General features: G+C 66.0%; 16 protein-coding genes. 15 read left to right on the top strand and 1 reads right to left on the bottom strand.

Annotated elements, in window-relative coordinates; translation table 11 throughout:
- Positions 1–74: 74 nt before the first annotated feature.
- The 7 genes from QMC81_01790 to QMC81_01760 all read left to right on the top strand — a co-directional run bounded on the left by QMC81_01790 (position 75) and on the right by QMC81_01760 (position 6,459).
- Complete coding sequence (locus tag QMC81_01790; protein MDI6906206.1) at positions 75–1,175, top strand: DUF3866 family protein; 1,101 nt, start codon at positions 75–77, stop codon at positions 1,173–1,175.
- Positions 1,176–1,266: 91 nt separating this feature from the next.
- Positions 1,267–1,896 (top strand): stage II sporulation protein M, encoded by a 630-nt coding sequence (spoIIM, locus tag QMC81_01785; GenBank protein ID MDI6906205.1) that lies wholly within the window; start codon positions 1,267–1,269, stop codon positions 1,894–1,896.
- Between the two features lie 21 nt (positions 1,897–1,917).
- A complete protein-coding gene (locus QMC81_01780; protein MDI6906204.1) occupies positions 1,918–2,151 on the top strand; it encodes a hypothetical protein in 234 nt (77 codons plus the stop codon).
- Between the two features lie 54 nt (positions 2,152–2,205).
- Positions 2,206–3,090 (top strand): site-specific tyrosine recombinase XerD, encoded by an 885-nt coding sequence (gene xerD, locus QMC81_01775; protein MDI6906203.1) that lies wholly within the window; start codon positions 2,206–2,208, stop codon positions 3,088–3,090.
- Positions 3,091–3,148: 58 nt separating this feature from the next.
- On the top strand, positions 3,149–4,342 hold the full coding sequence (locus tag QMC81_01770; GenBank protein ID MDI6906202.1) for a phosphopentomutase: 1,194 nt from the start codon (positions 3,149–3,151) through the stop codon (positions 4,340–4,342).
- Positions 4,343–4,345: 3 nt separating this feature from the next.
- Positions 4,346–5,692, top strand: a complete 1,347-nt coding sequence (locus tag QMC81_01765) for a thymidine phosphorylase (GenBank protein ID MDI6906201.1) — start codon at positions 4,346–4,348, stop codon at positions 5,690–5,692.
- Positions 5,689–6,459, top strand: a complete 771-nt coding sequence (locus QMC81_01760; GenBank protein ID MDI6906200.1) for an SAM-dependent chlorinase/fluorinase — start codon at positions 5,689–5,691, stop codon at positions 6,457–6,459. Before QMC81_01765 ends, QMC81_01760 begins: the two co-directional genes overlap by 4 nt.
- A gap of 55 nt (positions 6,460–6,514) precedes the next feature.
- Here QMC81_01760 and QMC81_01755 read toward each other — a convergent pair whose 3' ends face one another.
- Complete coding sequence (locus QMC81_01755; protein MDI6906199.1) at positions 6,515–6,757, bottom strand: hypothetical protein; 243 nt, start codon at positions 6,755–6,757, stop codon at positions 6,515–6,517.
- Positions 6,758–6,914: 157 nt separating this feature from the next.
- Here QMC81_01755 and QMC81_01750 point away from each other — a divergent pair, with 157 nt between their 5' ends.
- From QMC81_01750 to addA, 8 genes are all read left to right on the top strand, one after another.
- Positions 6,915–7,964 carry a 3-isopropylmalate dehydrogenase gene (locus tag QMC81_01750; protein ID MDI6906198.1) on the top strand — a complete coding sequence of 350 codons (1,050 nt, stop codon included), beginning with the start codon at positions 6,915–6,917 and terminating at the stop codon, positions 7,962–7,964.
- Positions 7,965–8,208: 244 nt separating this feature from the next.
- Positions 8,209–8,682 carry an RNA polymerase sigma factor SigX gene (locus tag QMC81_01745; GenBank protein MDI6906197.1) on the top strand — a complete coding sequence of 158 codons (474 nt, stop codon included), beginning with the start codon at positions 8,209–8,211 and terminating at the stop codon, positions 8,680–8,682.
- A gap of 2 nt (positions 8,683–8,684) precedes the next feature.
- Complete coding sequence (locus QMC81_01740) at positions 8,685–9,812, top strand: zf-HC2 domain-containing protein (GenBank protein ID MDI6906196.1); 1,128 nt, start codon at positions 8,685–8,687, stop codon at positions 9,810–9,812.
- Positions 9,813–9,889: 77 nt separating this feature from the next.
- The gene (locus QMC81_01735; GenBank protein MDI6906195.1) at positions 9,890–10,399 is read left to right on the top strand and encodes a BON domain-containing protein; all 510 of its coding nucleotides are present in this window, start codon (positions 9,890–9,892) and stop codon (positions 10,397–10,399) included.
- Between the two features lie 98 nt (positions 10,400–10,497).
- Positions 10,498–11,478: a metallophosphoesterase family protein gene (locus QMC81_01730; protein ID MDI6906194.1), complete on the top strand. Its 981-nt coding sequence runs from the start codon at positions 10,498–10,500 to the stop codon at positions 11,476–11,478.
- Position 11,479: 1 nt separating this feature from the next.
- A complete protein-coding gene (locus QMC81_01725) occupies positions 11,480–12,547 on the top strand; it encodes an AAA family ATPase (protein ID MDI6906193.1) in 1,068 nt (355 codons plus the stop codon).
- Positions 12,548–12,563: 16 nt separating this feature from the next.
- Positions 12,564–16,052, top strand: coding sequence for a helicase-exonuclease AddAB subunit AddB (gene addB / locus QMC81_01720; protein MDI6906192.1), 3,489 nt, complete (start codon positions 12,564–12,566; stop codon positions 16,050–16,052).
- Positions 16,042–19,812, top strand: a complete 3,771-nt coding sequence (gene addA, locus QMC81_01715) for a helicase-exonuclease AddAB subunit AddA (GenBank protein ID MDI6906191.1) — start codon at positions 16,042–16,044, stop codon at positions 19,810–19,812. Before addB ends, addA begins: the two co-directional genes overlap by 11 nt.
- Positions 19,813–19,814 lie beyond the last annotated feature (2 nt).

The following is a 19,814-nucleotide window of genomic DNA, read 5'->3' as shown; positions in this document are numbered from 1 at the left end:
AGGATTTTCGAGCCCCCGCGGGTAACATGGAAGCTGAGAAGAACACGTTTGGATAACCGCTTCATACGGGAGTGATGGTCATTTATATCCGCCTGCGGCGGGGGCACGTGGCCCGGCTTCTGGGTCAGCGCCCCGGACTTACCGAGATTCTCGTTAACGTTGACGGTAAAGAAGAGAAGGCCGTTTGCTATGAAGAGTTAACCGGCCCCGTGGCCGCCGGGGACGAGGTAATTCTGAACACCACCGCAGTTCATAAAGACCTGGGGACGGGCGGCTACCATTTCGTGGTCGCCAACTTGAACATTACGGGGACCGAGGTCCCGGAGGCGGGGCATATCATGAAACTCCGTTACGCTCCGGGACAGCTGAAGGTGCTCGCCGCCGAGGAAGATGACAGTCCCCTCGCCGACGCCATCCGCGGCCTGACCACGCTGGACGGCATGCCGGTCTTAGTCGGCAGCCTGCACAGCCAACTGGGTCCTTCGGCCGCCGCCTTGCGCCGCCAGGCGCCGGCGGCGCGCCTCGCCTATGTTATGACCGATGGCGGAGCGTTGCCCATAGCATTCAGCCGTCTCGTCCGGGAGTTGCGGGAAACCGGGGTCCTGGACTTTACCGTCACCTGCGGCCATGCTTTCGGTGGCGACCTGGAGGCCGTGAATATCTACTCCGGGCTGCTGGCCGCCATGGCCAACGGAGCCGATGCTGCCATTGTCGCGATGGGGCCGGGGGTCGTCGGGACCGGGTCGCCTTTCGGCTGCACCGCCCTGGAGCAAGGGCAGCTGGTCAACGCCGTTCAGACCCTGGGCGGCCTGGCGATCGCCATTCCGCGGATCGGCTTTGCCGACCCGCGCTCCCGCCACCGGGGGCTGTCCCACCATACCCGGACCGCCCTGGGGCGGGTGGCCCTGGCGCCATGCTACGTCGCCCTGCCCGATCTTCCGCCCGACCAGGCTTCCCTCATCCGGCGTCAGGCGGCGGAAGCCGGCCTCGCCGAGCGCCACCGCCTGGTTACCGTTCCCGGCGATGTCGCCCTGGATGCCATGCGGGACCTGAACCTCAAGGTCACCACCATGGGCCGGGGCCCGGACACCGAGCCCGCCTTTTTCCTGGCCGCGGGTGCTGCGGCCGTCCTGGCGGCCCGCGCTCTCGCCGGCCGTCTTCCGCCGCTGCAATGATCTTGCCTGTCCCTTTCGCCGTTCCCGAAGGCATATCCCCCTCTGCCCGTCCATAGATTTCTAATTAGGACGGGCCGGGAGGAGGATCAGGATGCTGACGGCGCGCCGGTTCTGGCAGGCTTCGCTCAAGCGCAACTGGGCGCTCTACCTGGTAGTCGTCGTCGTGTTCGCTGCCGGCCTGGCCACCGGCATCTGGTCGGCCTGCGGCCTCCACCGCGAACAGGTCGGCGAACTGGAGGCCTACATCAGGGGCCTGTTCACTCACCCTGCCGGCTTTGAGATTGACAGCGGCGCCGTCCTCCGCACGTCGACGGTCAATAACCTGATGCTTTTCGGAGCGATATACCTGTCCGGGTTGTCGGTGATCGGCATCCCCGTCATGCTGGGGCTCCTCTTCGTACGCGGTTTCGCCCTCGGTTTCGCCGTTTTGCTGCTGATCGAGGATCGCGGCTGGCAGGGGGTGCTGCTCGCCGCCGCGGCGTTGCTGCCACAGAACCTGATACTGATCCCGGCCATCGTCATCGCCGCCGCGGCTTCTCTTTCATTCTCCATTCTCCTTATCCGTCGCGGCTTTAATCCCCAGGTCAACATCTGGGCCAACCTCGTCCGTTATACCGGCCTGGCGGCGGCCTGCCTGGCCATTGCCGCCGGCTCGGGGCTGATCGAAGCCTACCTGAGCCCGTACCTCTTGGAGGCCGTTTTGGCTCTTGTCGGCGATTGAAGGAGGGAGGTGCGGGGAAAAATGGAACGGCCGCTGGTCCTTTTTATCGTCTCGTCCCTGAAACACAAGCTTTTATTTGCCTTCCGCCTGCTCCTGTTGTTTATCATCATCACCGTCCTGTGCACTCAGCTCTACGGCATCCTCTCCACCACCGCGGGCGGTGGGGCCGACCCCGCCCTCGGCCCCACCGCTGAAACGACCCCCTGGGGAGGCATCATCGAGTTCTTTAAAGATTACTACCGCGGCACCAGGTAGGATTTTCTTCCTGCGGGGCGAAGGGATAAGTATCATCAACGGACGGAGACGAAGATGCTGACCGCGCTTGACAGCTTCCTGGACTTCCTGCAGGTCGAGAAAGGTCTGGCGGCCAACACGCGGCGGGCCTACGCCACCGACCTCAAGCAGTTCATCTCCTACCTCCACCGGCGCGGAGTGGCGGGATTCAAGGACGTTACCAGGGGCCACATCACGGCCTACCTCATTGAGCTGCAGAACGCGGCCCGGGCCCCGGCGACCATCTCCCGCCACCTTTCGGCTATCAAAACCCTTATGCGTTTCCTGGCCGACGAAGGCTTCCTTCCCGCGGATCCGGCTTCCGAAATCGTATCCCCGCGCCCGGCACAGCACCTGCCCGGGGTCCTCACCGTCACCGAGGTGGAGCGGCTGCTGGCCGCTCCAGGCTCAGAGTCGCCTCTCGGCGTGCGGGACCGCGCGATCCTGGAGACCCTGTACGCTTGCGGGCTGCGTGTCTCGGAACTGACGGGCCTGCAGGTCCGCGACGTTGACCTGGAGAAGCTGTTCGTTCGCTGTCTCGGCAAGGGCAGCCGCGAGCGCATCGTTCCGCTCGGTTCTATGGCCGCGCACTGGCTCGGCGTTTACCTCCAGGGCATACGCCCCGCCCTGGCCGGGCGCCGCAGCGGGGTGCTCTTTGTGAACCGCCGTGGACGCCCCTTAACCCGCCAGACGGTCTGGAAGCTGGTCGCGCGCTACGCCCGCGCCGCCGGGATCGCCAAGGCGGTTACCCCCCATACCCTGCGGCACTCGTTCGCCACGCATCTCCTGGACAACGGCGCCGATCTCCGCGTCGTGCAGGAACTTCTAGGCCACGCCGACATCGTAACGACGCAGATCTACACCCACCTGACCACCGCCAAGCTGCGCCGGGTCTACGACGCGTCCCATCCGCGGGCGTAAGGGGGACAACCATGCCGGGAACGTTATCTAGAAAGTCCTAACGGAGGCGACGGCTTTTTTGACGACAGTTGATCGGGTCTTTCTTATCGTCCTGGACAGCGTCGGGTGCGGCGCCCTGCCCGACGCCGCGGCTTACGGCGATGCCGGCAGCAACACCCTGGGCCATACCGCGGCAGCCGTCGGAGGGCTGAAACTCCCTCACCTGGCCGCAATGGGCCTGGGAAACGTCATCCGGCTCGACGGCGTCCCCCCGGCTTTCACACCCCGGGCGTCGTGGGGGCGGATGGCGGAGCGATCCCCCGGCAAGGACACGACCACCGGCCACTGGGAACTGGCCGGACTGATCCTGGACCGCCCGTTCCCTGTCTATCCCGAGGGCTTCCCCCCGGAGGTTATCGGCGAGTTCGAGAGGCTCATCGGCCGGCGCACCCTGGGCAACCGGCCGGCATCCGGGACGGTGATCATCCAGGAACTGGGGGAGGAGCACCTGCGCACCGGCTACCCCATCGTCTACACCTCGGCGGACAGCGTTTTCCAGGTCGCGGCCCACGAAGACGTCATCCCCGTGGACGAGTTGTACCGGATCTGCCGTATCGCGCGCGAGATTCTGCAGGGCGAACACGCCGTCGGGCGCGTTATCGCCCGCCCCTTCACCGGTGCGCCGGGGAACTTCCGCCGCACCGAGCGCCGGCACGACTTCTCTCTGCCTCCCACCGGGCCGACCGTCCTTGACGCCCTTTCGAAGGCCGGCGTGCCTGTGACCGCCGTGGGGAAGATCTACGACATCTTTGCCGGCCGCGGTATCTCCCGGGCCATCCATACCGCCGACAACGACGAGGGCCTCCGCGCCATCACCGGTGCGGCCGCCGATGTCGCCCGCGGCCTGATCTTCGCCAACCTCGTGGACTTCGACATGCTGTACGGCCACCGCAACGACCCCCGCGGCTATGCCGCCGCCCTCGAAGCCTTCGACGCCGCCCTGCCCGGGATCACGGTGCTCCTGCGTCCGGGGGACCTACTGATCATCACGGCGGATCACGGCTGCGACCCGACGACCGCCAGCACCGATCATTCGCGGGAGTACGTGCCGCTGCTGGTCTTCAACCCGACCCGCCCGGCAGGCCGCGCGCTTGGCACCCGCGAGACGTTTGCCGACGTGGCGGCCACGATTGCCGCCGCCTTCGGTCTTCGGTGGCCCACCGGGGAGAGTTTCCTGAAGAGCGTTGTCCGCAGGGAGAAAGGGGAGTCATAGGGAATGCGGATGTATGACCTCATTTTAAAGAAACGCAATGGGGAAGCCCTTACCGCGGAGGAGATCCGCTACCTCATCGACGGCTACGTTCGGGAGGAGATCCCCGACTACCAGGTGGCCGCCTGGCTGATGGCCGTATGGTTTAAAGGGATGGATGTGCGGGAGATGGCCGACCTTACGGCCGCCATCGTTGACTCGGGCGAACGAGCCGATTTGAGCGGCATTCCCGGCATCAAGTTGGACAAGCACAGCACGGGCGGCGTTGGAGACAAGACGACCCTCGTCGTGGCCCCTCTGGTGGCGGCGGCGGGAGGCACGGTGGTGAAGATGTCGGGGCGTGGCCTGGGACACACGGGCGGCACGATTGACAAGCTGGAGTCCATCCCCGGCTTCCGGACCGCGCTCTCGCCGGAAGAGATGGTCTCCCAGGCCCGCGCCGTCCGACTCGCCATTGTCGCCCAGACCGGCAACCTCACCCCGGCCGACAAGAAGCTCTACGCCCTGCGGGATGTCACGGCGACGGTGGACAGCGTCCCTTTGATCGCCGCCAGCGTCATGTCGAAAAAAATCGCCTCCGGCGCGAACGCCGTCGTCCTCGACGTCAAGGCCGGCAGCGGCGCCTTCATGCGGCAGGCCGAAGACGCCCTGGAACTGGCGCGGGCAATGGTGGGCATCGGGCAGTCCCAAGGGCTGGCCGTCACGGCCCTGATCACCAACATGGACCAGCCCCTCGGCCGGGCCGTGGGCAACGCCCTGGAGGTGGCCGAAGCCCTGGCCGTCCTGCGCGGCGAGGGACCGGCCGACCTGCGTGAACTCTGCCTTCTCGTCGCCTCGCATATGCTCGTCCTGGGACGCCTGGCTCCGGATACCGGGAGGGCGTGCGAGACCCTGGAAGGCCTGTTGGCGGGAGGAAAGGCCCTGGCCCGCTTCCGGGAGTGGGTGGCCGCCCAGGGGGGTGACGTATCCATCGTGGACGATCCCGGACGGCTGCCCCGGGCCCGCCGGCGGATCGAAGTTCCTTCTCCGGCCGCCGGGTTCGTACAGGCGATTGACGCAGCCGCCGTCGGTAGGGCGGCCATGCTCCTCGGCGCCGGCCGGTTGACCAAGGAGGCGTCCATCGACCCGGCGGTCGGTGTGGTCCTGCGCAAGAAGATCGGCGACCCCGTGGACGCCTACGAGGCCTTGGCCGTGATGCATGTCAATGACCCGGTCCGCCCCGGCGAGGCGGCAGCCGCTCTGAAAAATGCCTACCGTATCGGAGACACGCGCCCCGGACCGCAACGTATGCTTTACCATGTTGTTGGGGAAAGCGGGCAAGGAGGCGGGGCCGGCCCGCGTGACCTCCGGTGATCGTCCTGCTGACCGACTTCGGATTCAGCCATTATGTGGGCATTCTTAAAGGGGTCATCGCCCGTTTGGCCCCCGGCTGCCCGGTCATTGACCTGGCGCACGACATAGCGCCGCAGGACGTCCGGGATGGGGCCTGGCTGCTCTTCGCTTCCTACCGCCATTTCCCGCCGGGTGCTGTTTTCTGCGCCGTTGTAGACCCGGGGGTGGGCGGTGACCGCCAGGCGCTGGTCATCCGCACCCGGCGGTACCTCTTTGTCGGGCCGGACAATGGTCTGCTCCTGCCGGCCGCCGAGGACGACGGCCTGACCTCCGCCTGGGCCCTTCCACGTTCCCTCGAGGCCTGCCGCACCTTCGAAGGGCGCGATGTTTTCGCCCCGGCCGCCGCCCGCCTGGCCGCTGGCGCGGACCCGGCATCCCTCGGCAGGCCCAGCGAGCCCGGAACCGTCCTTCGCTTCCACAGGTGCGGAAGGGAAGGGGAGGTCGTGCACATCGACCGCTTCGGCAACGTTGTAACCAACATCCCTCCCGTTCCCGGCGCCGGAGCCTACCGGCTCTCGTCCGGCGGGGGCACCCTTGACCTGCCCTACCACCCCTCTTACAGCGGCGGGCGGTACGGTGAGCCTATGCTCACCACCGGGTCGGCGGATACCCTGGAGATCGCCGTCCCCGCCGGGTCGGCATGGGAAAGGCTGCGTCCCTTCTTCGCCCTGTCGGTAGGGACAAGGGTAAAACTGGAGAGTTTGGGCCCCCAAGAACGAGGCGAGTAAAGCGGGAACTGAAATCGGGACCGTGGCAGGCATTTAACCGCGACGCGGTTTGGTTTTAATGAACGGCTCTTCGCCAGGCCGAAACCTTATAGAGCAAGCCCTCATGGCTCCCCTTGGGCTGGAAGTCGAAACCGTTTTCACGCAGCATGGTGAACACGCGGCCGGCCTGGTGGACGTCGGCAGCTTCCATTGTTATTTCCAGGCGGTCTTCCGGCTCCACCAGCGGCAACGCCCGTGCCAACCGGACGAAGTCGCGCGCTTCCACCTCGGGCCCCAGATCAAAGTGGATCGTCCGCACGCGTCATCCCTCCTTAGGGCTAGTGTGTGCCGCGTATCGGTCCCCGAAACGACTGCTCCGGGGCTATTTTGTGTCATTCGCGATAGGAGTTGGGTATGCTGGGGGCGAATAGTATCGAAGAATAACGATACTATGATAGGTACAGGAGGCTTGGTTAATGCATCGCATCGCCGTTATTCCCGGAGACGGTACGGGCCCCGAGCAGATCGCCCAGGGCCTCAAGGTCCTGGAGGCCGTTGCCTGTAAATTCAACTTCGCCTATGAAACGGTCACTTTTCCCTGGGGTGGGGAACACTACCTGACCACGGGGGAGGTCCTGCCCGACAATGCCGTCGAGGAACTCAAGAAGTTCGACGCCATCTATCTTGGCGCCATTGGCCACCCCGACGTCAAGCCGGGCATACTGGAGAAGGGTATCCTGCTCCACTTGCGTTTTACCCTCGACCAGTACATCAACCTTCGCCCCGTCAAGCTGTACCCCGGAGTGGACTGCCCCCTGAAGGGGAAGAGGCCGGAGGATGTGGATTTCGTCGTGGTCCGGGAGAACACCGAGGGCCTTTACGCGGGGAGCGGTGGCTTTCTGAAGAAGGGAACTCCCGACGAGGTCGCCATTCAGACGTCCATCAATACCCGTAAGGGCGTTGAGCGCTGCCTGCGCTATGCCTTCGAGTACTGCCGGAAGCGTAACAGGGCGAAGAAACTGACCCTCTGCGGCAAGACCAACGTCCTGACCTATGCCTTCAACCTCTGGGAGCGCGCCTTCAACGAGGTGGGGGCCGAGTACCCCGACATCACCCGGGATTATGCCCACGTGGACGCGATCACCATGTGGATGGTCAAGAACCCCGAATGGTTTGACGTTATCGTCACGGATAACCTGTTCGGCGACATCATCACCGACCTGGGGGCCATGATCCAGGGCGGGATGGGCATCGCCGCCGGCGGCAACATCAATCCGGATGGCGTCTCGATGTTTGAGCCCATCGGCGGCTCGGCCCCGAAGTACACCGGGAAGAATGTCATTAACCCCCTGGCGGCCATCGGCGCCCTGGCCTTGCTCCTGGAGCACATTGGAGAGGGGGAGGCGGCGTCGGCCGTCGAGAACGGCATCCGGCAGGTCTGCGCGAAGAACCTCAAGAGCCTTGCCGCGGGCCGGATGGGTTATTCAACGTCCGAAGTAGGGGATCTTGTCGTCGGCTATCTATAGGAGCACCCGACAGGCTGACGTGTTCGGGCCGGAATGGCACGTCACCAGCCCCGGGCGTGAGGCGTCCGCTTTACTGTGCCCGCCGTGCCTGTTCCATCAGCCGGGCGGCCAAATTTCTCACGTTGCGTCACATCCGACCGCTCATTTCGATTAGATAACTAGAGAGCGGTCCAGGGGGTGTGGACCTATCTCAGGGGGAGGACTTCTCAAGGGAGCCGATCTGACTCTGGAGCAATTCCAGCAGATCTTTGACCGTTATTACCCGGAAATCTTCCGGCAACTGGCCTATATCCTGGGGAACCGGGACACCGCTGAGGATCTGGCGCAGGAGACCTTTCTCAAGCTATACGCCCACCCTCCGCGCCACCAGGATAACCTTCCGGCCTGGCTGCGGAAGGTGGCCGTCAATCTGGCTTACAAGCACCTGCAAAAGGAGCAGAACCGCCGCCGGCGCGAATTGAAGATCGCCGCCGAGGACGAACACAACCGGGCCGGAGTCGACCCGGTCACACGCCGGCAAGAGGTGCGGGATGTGCGTGCCGTCCTGGAAACCCTGTCCCGGCGTGACCGGACCTGTCTTTTGCTACGCTTTTCCGGATACAGTTACGCCGAGATAGCGGAAATTATCGGGGTGGAACCATCCTCGGTGGGCACGCTCCTGGCCAGAGCCCGGTCAAGGTTTCGTGACGAGTATAACCGCCGCGAGGGGGGTGCCTGAGTATGTGCCATGACAAGGGAACGCTGATGGCCTATGTGGACGGCGAATTGACGCCTGCTGACGCCCTCGGGGTGGTTGACCACCTTAATAGCTGCTCCCGCTGCAGGGAGGAGGAAGCTGAACTGCGCGCCCTGGCCGGAATGGTCGACCGGCACCTCGCCGCCTACGTTACGGCCCTGAACGCCGACGTGTTGGACGTTCAGTCGGCGTGGAAGCGGCTGTGGGTCAGCGTGCACCGGACGCCGCGGCCGCACTGGCACCAGCGGCCCTGGATAAGCATCGTGGCCATGGCCGCCGTGGTCTGCCTCATCTTCGGGATCGGCACGGGCCTCCGCCATGATACGAGTCGAGGGCTGCCGCCTTTGGCCTCCTCCGAACCCGCCCCCGGCAAGGGCGCGGGCGTGCCGCCGGCGGAAACGGCACCGGCGGGAACGTCCGCTGCGCGCGATAAGGTTGATTCCCCGGGAAGCGAAGTCAACGGGCAGCGCGAGGAATTATATCTTATGGCTGAAAACGATCTGACGGTGGAGGGCGCCCCGGCCGCCGCCGATTCCCGTCCGCCTGGACCCGGCCCGGCCCGGGTACAGCAGCCGCCCGCTCCTTCCGTCCCGGCCCAAGCCCGCTGGCAGGCGCAGGACGTCAGCCAGACGGCCCGTGCGGGCAACGGCGCGGCCGGCGACAAAATGCACGCCCTCAGCGTCCCGGCGCTGACGCGCGACCAGGTCTTGGGGGCCAAGTATGTCAAGGATGAGGAAGGCGTCCGCCCGATAACCCCCGAAGAACTCGAACAAATTGTGCAATGGCTGGTCACCGCGCGCGGCGAGTCTTACAGCGAGGAACCGCCTCCATTGGATGAACTCCGTATCGATCTTAAGGACGGCCGGCAAATCGCGATCGGTGCCCCGTACGGGGAAACCGTCCTCGTGTCGGGGCTCCACGGCCCCGGCTGTCTCCGCCTTGCATCCCCGGAGTTGGTCTCTTTTCTGAATACGCTCTCCGGCGCGGCCCCGGCGGGCGGTCCTTCCGCTGCCGGGGGACAACAGGAGCCGGCGTCCCCGGCTCCTGACATGGCACCCGCCCCTGACGCCGCTACGGGTACGGATCAGGATACCGTCCAGCCTGCAGAGTAGCCCGGCGCGGTGCAGGCCGAGCCTTCTAACTTTCCCTCCCGCGGGCATACTAACGGCGGGAGGTGACGCCGGCATTGGTGCAAAGTAAAGACCGCTTGCTCGCCGAGCGTGCGAAGGACCTGCTGGAAGAGGATCCCCGGTTCGCCAACTACCACCTGCGTACCGAAGTCCGCGACGGCCGGGTCGTGGTCACCGGTATCGTCGATACCCTTGCCGAAAGAGAGGAACTGAGCCATGCGCTGGCCGCGTTGCCCGGCGTCATGGCGCTAGAGAATGACGTTAGTATCAGTACCGATGGTCAGATCACGGACGCCGAGGTCCTCGAGGAGGTCATGGAGGAGTTCGCCCAGACCCGCGGCCTGGATGTCGCCCGGGTGGGCGCCAAAGTCGAGGGGGGCATTGTCCGGCTCGTCGGCCGGACCGAGGATCCCGGTGAAATCCAGGCCGCCCGGGAAGCGGCCGCCAAGGGGCGGGGCGTACGCGAGGTAATCAGCGACGTCAGGATTGTCGAGCCCGGTGCGCCGGACACCCTGGAAAACATCTTCCACTCCCAGGTCCGTAATGAAAAAGAAGGGCCGCTCGCTTAGAAACGGCCCTTTACAAAGGGCCCGAAAACCGGGGCAGGACTTTGCCGCCGGCAACGCGAATCCTTTTGCCAAAAGGAAACGCGCGAGGTGCGGCGCCCGTGAAACTCCTTTATCTAACCGATACCCATATCCGCAACACAAATCCACCTGTCCGGCAAGATGACTTCGCCGCCAGCCTGAAGGCCAAGCTAACGGAGATCGTCGCCCTGGCCAACGAACTGGGAGTTGAGGCCGTACTACACGGCGGCGACTTCTTTGACTTGCCCTGTCCTTCGTTGTCGGAGGCGGGTGAGTTCCTTTCGCTTTTCACCGCACTGCGCGCACCGGTCTATGCGGTGGCAGGAAACCATGACGTCTTCGCCTACGACCCGGGCACCATGGGCCGGACAATGCTGGGTTTTCTCGCCCGCCTGGGACATCTACGCCTGCTGCCCCAGGGCCGGGCCGTTTACCTTGACGACGGGCGCCAACGGATACAATTGACGGGTACTCACTTTCACCGGGACATCGACCGCCGCGACCCCCGTCTGGATTACTGCGTTACCAAGAACGACTGCGACGTCGCCGTTCACGTTGCCCACGGCATGCTCCTTGACGCGCCCCTGGAGCATGGCCCTTCCCATACCGTTATCGCGGACATCGCGCCCTTTACCGAGGCCGACGTTACCCTTGGCAGCCACGCGCATTTCGGCTACCCGGATGTCCACCTCCAGGGCAAGCTTTTTGTCAACCCGGGATCAGTGGCGCGAATGTCGGCGCACCCGGCCGACCTGGTGCGCCGCCCGCAGGTCATCATGCTTGATTTCGACGCCGGCCCTCTGCCTGTGGCCACCCATATCCCTCTGGCCAGCGCCTTGCCAGGTCCACAGGTCATCGACCCCGAGGCCGGCGTCCTGGCGGCCGCCTGTGGCGAGGCCCTCCGCCGCCTGGCCGCAGGTGCGTCTGCCGGGGCACCGGAGGGTGCGGATGATCTGGAAACGGACCTGGTGTTGCAGGCCAAGGAGGACGGGGTCTCCCCGGAAGTCGTTCACGAAGCCCTGCGGCTGCTGGCCGCCGCCCGCCGGGAGGTGGCCGTTTAGCTTGCACATCAGCTGCCTGCACGTCGAGAACTTCCAGAACCATCGCAATACAAGGCTCGCTTTCTCGCCCGGACTGAATGTCATCGTCGGTGAAGCCGAGCAGGGGAAGAGCGCCCTCATCCGGGCCCTGGGCTGGCTCTTTTTCAACCATCCGCCGGGCGCCGACTTTCGGCGTGCGGGGAGCTACTGGTGCAGGGTCTCCGCGCTTCTTGACGACGGTGCCATGGTTGCCCGTGAACGCCACGGGGGTGACCTCACTTACATCCTGCGTCTCCCGGGGCAGGCGCCTTTAACCGTCCCCGACGATGGGATGAGCATCCCGCCGGCGGTTTTAGCGGCGCACGGCATGCGCCCTTTAGCCCTCGGTCATGGTCGAACGGTGAATCCGAATCTGGCCGATCAGTTTTCGCCCCCCTTCCTCGTGGAGGGAGATGTCTCCCAGCGTGCCGCCGCTTTCGGCCGGCTGCGGGGGGCCCACCTCGCCGCAGCGGCCGCCCGACTGGGGAACGAGAGCCGCGAGGAACAGACCCGCCTGGCAAGCCTTCTCCTGGAGAAGCTGGCCGCCGCGATTCGCAGACAAACATACGCCACCGTAGAGCGGATAGTGAATCTCGCGCTGGAGACTGTCTTTGGCGTGGGATATTCCTTTCGCATCCACAGCGACGGCTCCGAGGGGGAGACGACGGTCCTCTTTGCTCTGGCGACACCTTACGGCGCGCTGTGCGACGGGGAGCCGCTGGCCCGGGCGCATGGCGGGGGCTTGGTGGACCTGATCGGCCTGGCCCTGCGCCTCTCCATGCTTGTCGTCGCCCGTCCGCCCCTGCCCGGACCGCTGATTCTCGATGAACCGGCCCGGCACCTCAGCGATCAGTACATCTCTGACCTTGCCCGTTTTTTAAAACTCGTGACCCAGGACCTTCACCGGCAAGTCATCGTCGCCACCCACGATCAGCACCTGACCGGGGCGGCCGATACCGTGTTCGTTCTGGCCGACGAAGGCGGCGTGGCCGCCCCCCATCCCCGCGGCAAGTGCCACCGGGCCCCGCTTAAGCCTTTGGACCCGCAATAAGAGGGGGTAAGGCGTCATGTCCCTCCGACTTATCCTCGGGCGCGCCGGTACCGGGAAAACACGGCGCTGCCTGGACGAGATCCGCGCGGCCCTGCACCGGAGCGCCGACGGGCCGCCGCTCATCTTCCTGGTTCCCGAGCAGGCGACTTTCCAGACGGAATACGCTCTAGTGACCTCCCCTGGCCTGGGCGGGACCGTTCGGGCCCAGGTGACCAGTTTCCGGCGCCTGGCCCACAGGGTATTGCAAGAGACCGGCGGCGCCGTCCGCCCGCACCTCAGCGACCTCGCCAAGCATATGCTTCTCAGGGCGTTGCTTGAAGAGCTGCGGCCACGCCTGCGGGCTTTCGGCCGCGCCGCGAACCAGCCCGGCTTCGCCGGGTTGGTCGGACACGCACTATCGGAAATCAAGGTCTACGGCCTAACGTCGTCCCACCTCATAAGCGCCGCCCAAGATCTCGCCGGCCATTCCCCGGACCCCCTGGCCGACAAACTTACGGACCTGGCCTTGCTTCATGACGCCCTGGAACAGGTCCTGGCGGGGCGTTACACCGATCCCGACGACTACCTGCACCTGCTTGCCGAATCCCTACCCCGGGCGGCCTCGTTGAACGGAGCCGTTTTTTGGGTCGATGGCTTTGCGGGCTTCACCCCGCAGGAATATGCCGTACTGGAGCAGCTCTTACGCTGCGCGCCGCAGGTCAACCTGGCCTTGTGCCTTGACGGCCGTTATGCCGACGAGCCGCCCGGCGAGACCGATGTGTTTTATCCCACGCGGACGACTCTGGCCCGGGTGCGCGCCCTGGCAGCCGAGCAAGGCGTCCCCGAAGAACCTCCGCTCATCCTGGACAACGGGACGCCCCCCAGGTTTGCCGGTGCGCCGGCGCTCGCCCACCTGGAGCGCTGCTTTTACGTCCGCCCGGCACCCGCGGAGAAGAAGGCCGGTCCGGGCGAGGTCACCCTTGTATCCGCGGCAAACCGCCGTGCCGAGGTGGAAGGGGCGGCCCGGGAAATAATCCGCCTGGTCCGCGACCATGGCTTCCGCTGGCGGGATACCGCCGTTGTCCTGCGGGATCTCGAAGGTTACCACGAACTCATCGCCTGCGTCTTCACGGACTACGGCATCCCGTTCTTCATTGACCACAAGCGCCCCGTACTCCACCACCCGCTGGTGGAGTTGATACGCGCCGCCCTGGAGGTGGCGGTCACCGGCTGGAACTTCGAACCGCTCTTCCGATACCTGAAGGCCGACCTTGCACCGCTGACCAGGGACGAAGTGGACCGCCTGGAAAACTACGTCCTGGCCCACGGCATCCGGGGCGACCGCTGGACGGACGGACGACCCTGGACCTATCGGCGGCGTTTCACTCTGGCCGGGGAGGGGGAAGACCGGGCCCCGTCCCCGGAAGAGGCCGCAGAACTGGCGGCCATCAACAATGCCCGGCAACGCGCCATCGGGGCGTTACACGCCTTCTGCCGCTCGGCGGCAGAATCGCGGGACGTACTGGGCCTCACGTCCGCCTTGTTCAGGCTCCTGGAGGAACTGGAAGTCCCCGCCGGGATCGAGGCGTGGCGCCGGGAGGCCGAGGCTTCGGGGCGCCTGGAAGAGGCCCAGGAACACGCCCAGATCTGGGATGGTGTCCTGGATGTCCTGGATCAGATGGTGCAGGCCCTCGGCGAGCGCTCCCTTTCTCTGGCGGACTATGCCCGCGTGCTCGACTCCGGGATCGAGGCGCTCCGGCTGGGCCTCATCCCGCCGGCGCTCGACCAGGTCCTCGTCGGCTCGCTTGAACGCTCCCGCAGCCCGGAAATCCAGGCCGCCTTCGTCCTCGGGGCGGTTGACGGAGTCCTGCCCGCACGTTCCGCGGAAGATGCCCTCTTGAATGACGCCGAGCGCCAACGCCTCGAGGAGATCGGCCTTGAGCTGGCCCCCGGCGCGAGGCGGCGCCTTCTTAACGAGCAGTACCTGGTGTACATCGCCCTCACTCGTGCCAGCCGGTATCTCTGGATTAGTTACCCCTTGGCCGATGAGGAAGGCAACGCCCTCGCTCCGTCGCCCGTCATCGAGCGCATCCGCCGGCTCCTGCCCGGCGTCCGGGTAAGTGTCTGCTTCACCGCCCCGACCGGGGGTGATGACACGGCCTTTGTGACCCGGCCCGGCCCGACCCTGGCCTACCTGGTGGATCGCCTCCGGGCGGCACGGGACGGCGAAGCGATCCACCCAATCTGGTGGGCCGCCTATGACTGGCTTCTCTCCCGGCCGGCGTGGGCCCCCGCCCTGCGCCGTGCGACGGCCGCCCTGTTTCATGTCAACCAGGACTCCCGGCTGCACCCGGACACCGCCGCACGCCTGTTCGGCCGGCCGATCCGGGCCAGCGTCTCGCGGTTTGAGCGCTACCGTGCCTGCCCTTTTGCTCATTTTGTGGAACACGGCCTGCGCTTAAGGGAACGCCCGGTCCAGAGGCTGGCTCCCCCCGATCTGGGCCGGTTCTTCCACGCCGCCCTGGAGCAGTTCGCGGGACAACTCATGCGGGAAGGTCGCGAGTGGGGGGATCTTACGGCCGCCGAGTGCGCCGCTCTAACGGACTGTATCGTGGCGGGCCTGGCCCCGCAGTTGCAAAGCGAGATCCTGCTGTCGACCGCCCGCCACCGCTATCTCACGGGCAAGCTGCAGCGTACCGTCGAGCGCGCCGCGATGGTGCTGGGTGAGCATGCCCGCCGGGGCCTTTTCCGTCCCGTGGCACTGGAACTCGCCTTCGGCCCCGACACACCCTTGGGGCCGCTTCGCCTTCCAGGGGCCGAATTGGCCGGGAGGATCGACCGCATCGACGTGGCGCGGACCCCGTCCGGCTTTCTGCTCCGCGTCATCGATTACAAGTCCGGGCGCGCCCGCCTGACCATACCTGAGATGGAGCATGGGCTGAAGATACAGCTTTTGACCTACCTCGATATCGCTCTGGCCCGTGCCCGAAACATCCTCGGTATCTCCAACATTGCCGTGCTGCCGGCCGGGATCCTGTACTTTACCGTGCAGAATCCCCTGCTGCACGACCACGGGCCTCTCCAGGGCACGGAGCTGGAAAGACGCCTCCTCCGGCGGTTGCGCATGGACGGCTACGTCCTCGCCGACCCCAAGGCTGTCGCCCTGATGGACCGCGAGGCCCGTACGGTTTCCGACCTTATCCCGGTCCACCTGACAAGGGACGGGTTCGGTGCGAACTCGCGCGTGCTCAGCGGCGAGCAGTTTGAATTGCTGCGGCGGCACCTGCACGCGTTGCTGACCGAAACCGCCCGGGATATCGCCGACGGGGTGGTGGATATCGCGCCCTACCGCCTGGGAGATGAGACGGCCTGCCGTTACTGCCCGTACCCCGCTGTCTGCCGGTTTGACCGGCAGTTGCGGGAGAACTTCTTCCGCATCTTACGCGAGGAGCCGCCCGAGGCCTTCTGGAGCCGTCTGCGGCGCCGCTACAGCGGGGAAGGGGGGGAGAGCGGAAATGACGCATAAGCTCTGGACGCTGTCGCAGGAACGGGCCATCACCGCCCGCGGCGTGAACCTGCTGGTCTCGGCGGCCGCCGGAGCCGGGAAGACGGCGGTCCTGGTTGAACGGATCATCCGCCGTGTCACATCCCCGGACGACCCTGTGGATATCGATACCCTGCTGGTCGTGACGTTCACCAACGCCGCCACCGCCGAGATGCGTCAGCGCATCGGGACGGCGCTCGCCCGGGCCCTGGATGAAGACCCCGGGTCCGGCCACCTTGCCCGCCAAGCGGCCCTGGTGACACGCGCCCCGATTATGACCCTGCACGCTTTTTGCCTTGATGTCCTGCGCCGCAACTTCCACCGCCTGGACCTTGATCCCGCCTTTCGGGTCGCCGACGATACCGAGGCGGCCCTGTTACGCCAGGACGCCCTGGAAGAACTCTTTGAAGCCCGCTACGCCTCCGGCGAACCTTCCTTCCTGGCCCTCGTGGATATCTACGGCGGCCCGCGGGATGACAGCCGGCTGCAGGAGATCGTGCTCCGGCTGCACGACTTCGCCCATAGCCACCCGTGGCCCATGGAGTGGCTCGCCGGCGCCGCCGGTGCGTTCGATGTGCCAGCGGACCAGGACCTCGACGCCCTTCCCTGGACCGGGGAGGTGCGACGCCACCTCGCCACCGTGCTTCAGGGGGCGCACCGTGCAGTTGTGGACGCCCTTGCCCAGGCGCAGGCCCCCGGCGGGCCCGCGCCCTATGTCCCGGTCCTAATGGATGATCTGGCCGCCCTGGAGCGGCTTCTTGCGGCCGTTGAACAGGGTGAACCGTGGGAAGCCCTGCGCGAGGCCTTCACCGTCGACGCCTTCAGGCGGTTGCCGGCTTGCCGCGGAGGCGAAATCGACCCGGTGCGGAAGGCGAATGCCCAAAAATGGCGCCAAAAAGCGAAAGACGCCTTCTCCGAACTATGCCGTACCTTTTTTGCCCGTCCCGCAGCCGAACTCCTTACCGACCTCCGTTGCGTGGCTCCCGCTATGAGATCCCTCGCCGATCTGGCCCGGGAGTTCGCGGCGACGTATTCCAGGATCAAGCGCGGCCGCGGGCTGCTTGACTTCCATGACCTGGAGCACCTCTGCCTGCAGGTGCTTATCGACCCTGGCTCAACCCCCGGGTGCCCCCGGCCCTCGGAGACGGCACTTGCCTGCAGGGAGCGGTTCACTGAGGTCCTGGTCGATGAGTACCAGGACATCAACGCCGTGCAGGAGACCATTCTCCAGCTCGTTTCCCGGCAGGGTACGGCCGAGCCGAACCTCTTCATGGTCGGCGACGTCAAGCAGAGCATCTACCGTTTCCGGCTGGCCGAGCCGGCCCTCTTCCTGCGTAAGTACGCTGCCTACGGTCGGCACGGCGGCCCGGGCATCCGCATCGACCTGCCCGACAACTTCCGCTGCCGCAGGGGTGTTGTCACCGCCGTCAACTTTGTTTTCCGGCAGATAATGACCGCCGCGTCGGGGGAGATCCCTTACGATGACCGTACCGTCCTCGTCTGCCGGGCGTCCTACCCTGCCCCGCCCCAGGGGGCACCGACCCTTGCGGGCCCCGTCGAAGTCCATCTTATTGACCGATCGCTCACTGGAGGCCGGGCCCGGCAGGCGGAAGAGGGAGAAGAAGTGGAAAGCGAAGGGGAAGGGGAAGCAAGTGCCGACTACCCCGTTCCGGCGGAAGACCTTGACGCTCTTCAGGTCGAGGCGCGCGCCGTGGCCCGGCGGATCCGGCGGATGGTGGAGGAGGAACGGCCGCTCGTCTACGACCCGGATGCGGGCGGGTACCGGCCTCTGACGTACCGGGACGTTACAGTCCTGCTCCGGGCGACGCGCGGACCGGCGAATGTCTACCTGCAAGAGTTCCACGACCTCGGCCTGCCGGCTTACGCCGAGTTGGGAACCGGCTACTTCGCCGCCGTCGAGGTCCAGACAATGCTTGCCCTTCTGCAGGTTATCGACAACCCGCGCCAGGACATCCCGCTGGCCGCCGTCTTACGTTCACCCTTGTATGGTCTGAATGCCGAGGGCCTGGCACGCATCCGCCTCGCCGCACCGCAGGGGGACTTCCTCGATGCCGTGCGGGCCGCCGCCCACTCCGGCCACCCCCCGGCGGACGTGCTGCAGCGATTTCTCGCCGACCTGGAGCGCTGGCGCACCCTTGCCCGGCGGAGAAGCGTCGCGCACCTCATCTGGAGCATTTACCGCGAGACGGGGTATCCGAGTTACGTTCGCGGCCTGCCCGGAGGCCCCCAGCGTCAGGCCAATCTCCAGGCGCTATATGACCGGGCGCGGCAGTTTGAGCGCACGTCCCTGCGCGGCCTCTTTCGGTTCCTTCTCTTTATCGGCCGCCTCCAGGAGGAAGGGGCCGATTTGGGCGCCGCTCATCCCGCGGGCGAGAACGAAAACGTCGTCCGGATCATGAGCATCCACCGCGCCAAAGGCCTGGAATTCCCGGTGGTCGTCGTCGCCGGTCTGGGGCGGCGATTCAACCGTTCCGACCGCGGCAGCGACCTTTTGCTGCACAAACAACTGGGGTTCGGACCGAACCTGGTCGATCCCGACATGCGCCTGGCATACCCGACCCTCGCCCGGCACGCGGTCGCCAGGCGCCTGGAAGCGGAGAGCCTGGCCGAAGAGCTTCGCCTGCTTTACGTAGCCATGACAAGAGCGCGGGAGCGTCTCCTTCTTTTCGGGAGCGCAGGAAACCTCCGCCGGGCGGCGACGCAATGGTGCAGGCTCACCCGGCATCCCCAACCGGCCTTGCCGGACGCCTACCTGCTCTCCGCGCGTACGCCCCTGGACTGGCTTGGCGGCGCGTTGGCGCGCCATCCCGCAGCGGACCCGATCCGCCGCTTGGCCGGTGCCGCCCTGCAGCCGGGCGGTCCGTTGGCCGATGATCCTTCCACCTGGAGCATCCACCTGGTAGATGTCTCCGACGCCGCGGGCACGCGGCCGACGGTCGTCCCGCCAGGGCCCCTGAACGCGGTCCGCGAAGGATGCCCTGTTAAGCAGGCCGATCCCGCAACATTGCAAGCCGCCGCCCGCGTCCTGGACTGGACCTACCCGTTGCCCGCGGCCATGGTTCTCCCGGCCAAGGTCACCGTAACTGAGGTCCAAGGCCGCTTCGCCGCCCTGCAAGCCGAAGAGGGCGGCCCCGCCGACCGAACCTTCTCCACCCCGGTCAGCAGCCGGCCCCGTTTTCTGCTCTCGAAGGGTGCCCTTACGGGGCCGGAGCGCGGCGCCGCCTGGCACGCGGTCATGCAACACCTCGACCTGCAGCGGCCCCTGGACGCCGCCGACATCGCCGACCAACTCGCCGCTATGGTCAGCCGGGAGCTGCTTCTTCCGGCGCAGGCCGCCGCCGTCGACTCCGAAGCGGTCGCCGCTTTCTTCGCCTCCCCGCTGGGGCTGCGGGTCCGCGCCGCGCGCGGCGTGTGGCGCGAACTGCCGTTCAGCTTGGCCCTGCCGGCGACCGAGATCTACGGTGACAGGGCAGCGGGCCTGACCGGCGAAGCCGTCCTCGTCCAGGGGATCATCGATTGCCTTATCGAGGAGGAGAACGGGCAACTGGTGCTCATCGACTTTAAGACCGACCGCGCCCGCCCCGGTGACACCGGGACGGTAAAAGCCCGGTATGAAGGCCAGCTCGCCCTTTATGCCCGCGCCGTGAAAGGGATCCTCGGCCGGCCCGTGGCTCAACGGTACCTCTACCTGTTCTCTCTTGGTGAAGAAATAGAGTTGTAAAT

Source organism: Thermoanaerobacterales bacterium (assembly GCA_030019475.1).
In the GTDB taxonomy this organism is placed as follows: Bacteria; Bacillota; Desulfotomaculia; order Desulfotomaculales; family JASEER01; genus JASEER01.
Note: the sequence above shows the minus strand (reverse complement) of the source record. Positions and strands in the feature narration are given on the sequence as shown.

Bases quoted from the DNA above. Each gene is read 5' to 3' on its own strand.
- QMC81_01790 (MDI6906206.1), top strand. From the start codon at position 75: ATGGTCATTTATATCCGCCTGCGGCGGGGGCACGTGGCCCGGCTTCTG.
- spoIIM (MDI6906205.1), top strand. From the start codon at position 1,267: ATGCTGACGGCGCGCCGGTTCTGGCAGGCTTCGCTCAAGCGCAACTGG.
- QMC81_01780 (MDI6906204.1), top strand. From the start codon at position 1,918: ATGGAACGGCCGCTGGTCCTTTTTATCGTCTCGTCCCTGAAACACAAG.
- xerD (MDI6906203.1), top strand. From the start codon at position 2,206: ATGCTGACCGCGCTTGACAGCTTCCTGGACTTCCTGCAGGTCGAGAAA.
- QMC81_01765 (MDI6906201.1), top strand. From the start codon at position 4,346: ATGCGGATGTATGACCTCATTTTAAAGAAACGCAATGGGGAAGCCCTT.
- QMC81_01750 (MDI6906198.1), top strand. From the start codon at position 6,915: ATGCATCGCATCGCCGTTATTCCCGGAGACGGTACGGGCCCCGAGCAG.
- QMC81_01740 (MDI6906196.1), top strand. From the start codon at position 8,685: ATGTGCCATGACAAGGGAACGCTGATGGCCTATGTGGACGGCGAATTG.
- addB (MDI6906192.1), top strand. From the start codon at position 12,564: ATGTCCCTCCGACTTATCCTCGGGCGCGCCGGTACCGGGAAAACACGG.
- addA (MDI6906191.1), top strand. From the start codon at position 16,042: ATGACGCATAAGCTCTGGACGCTGTCGCAGGAACGGGCCATCACCGCC.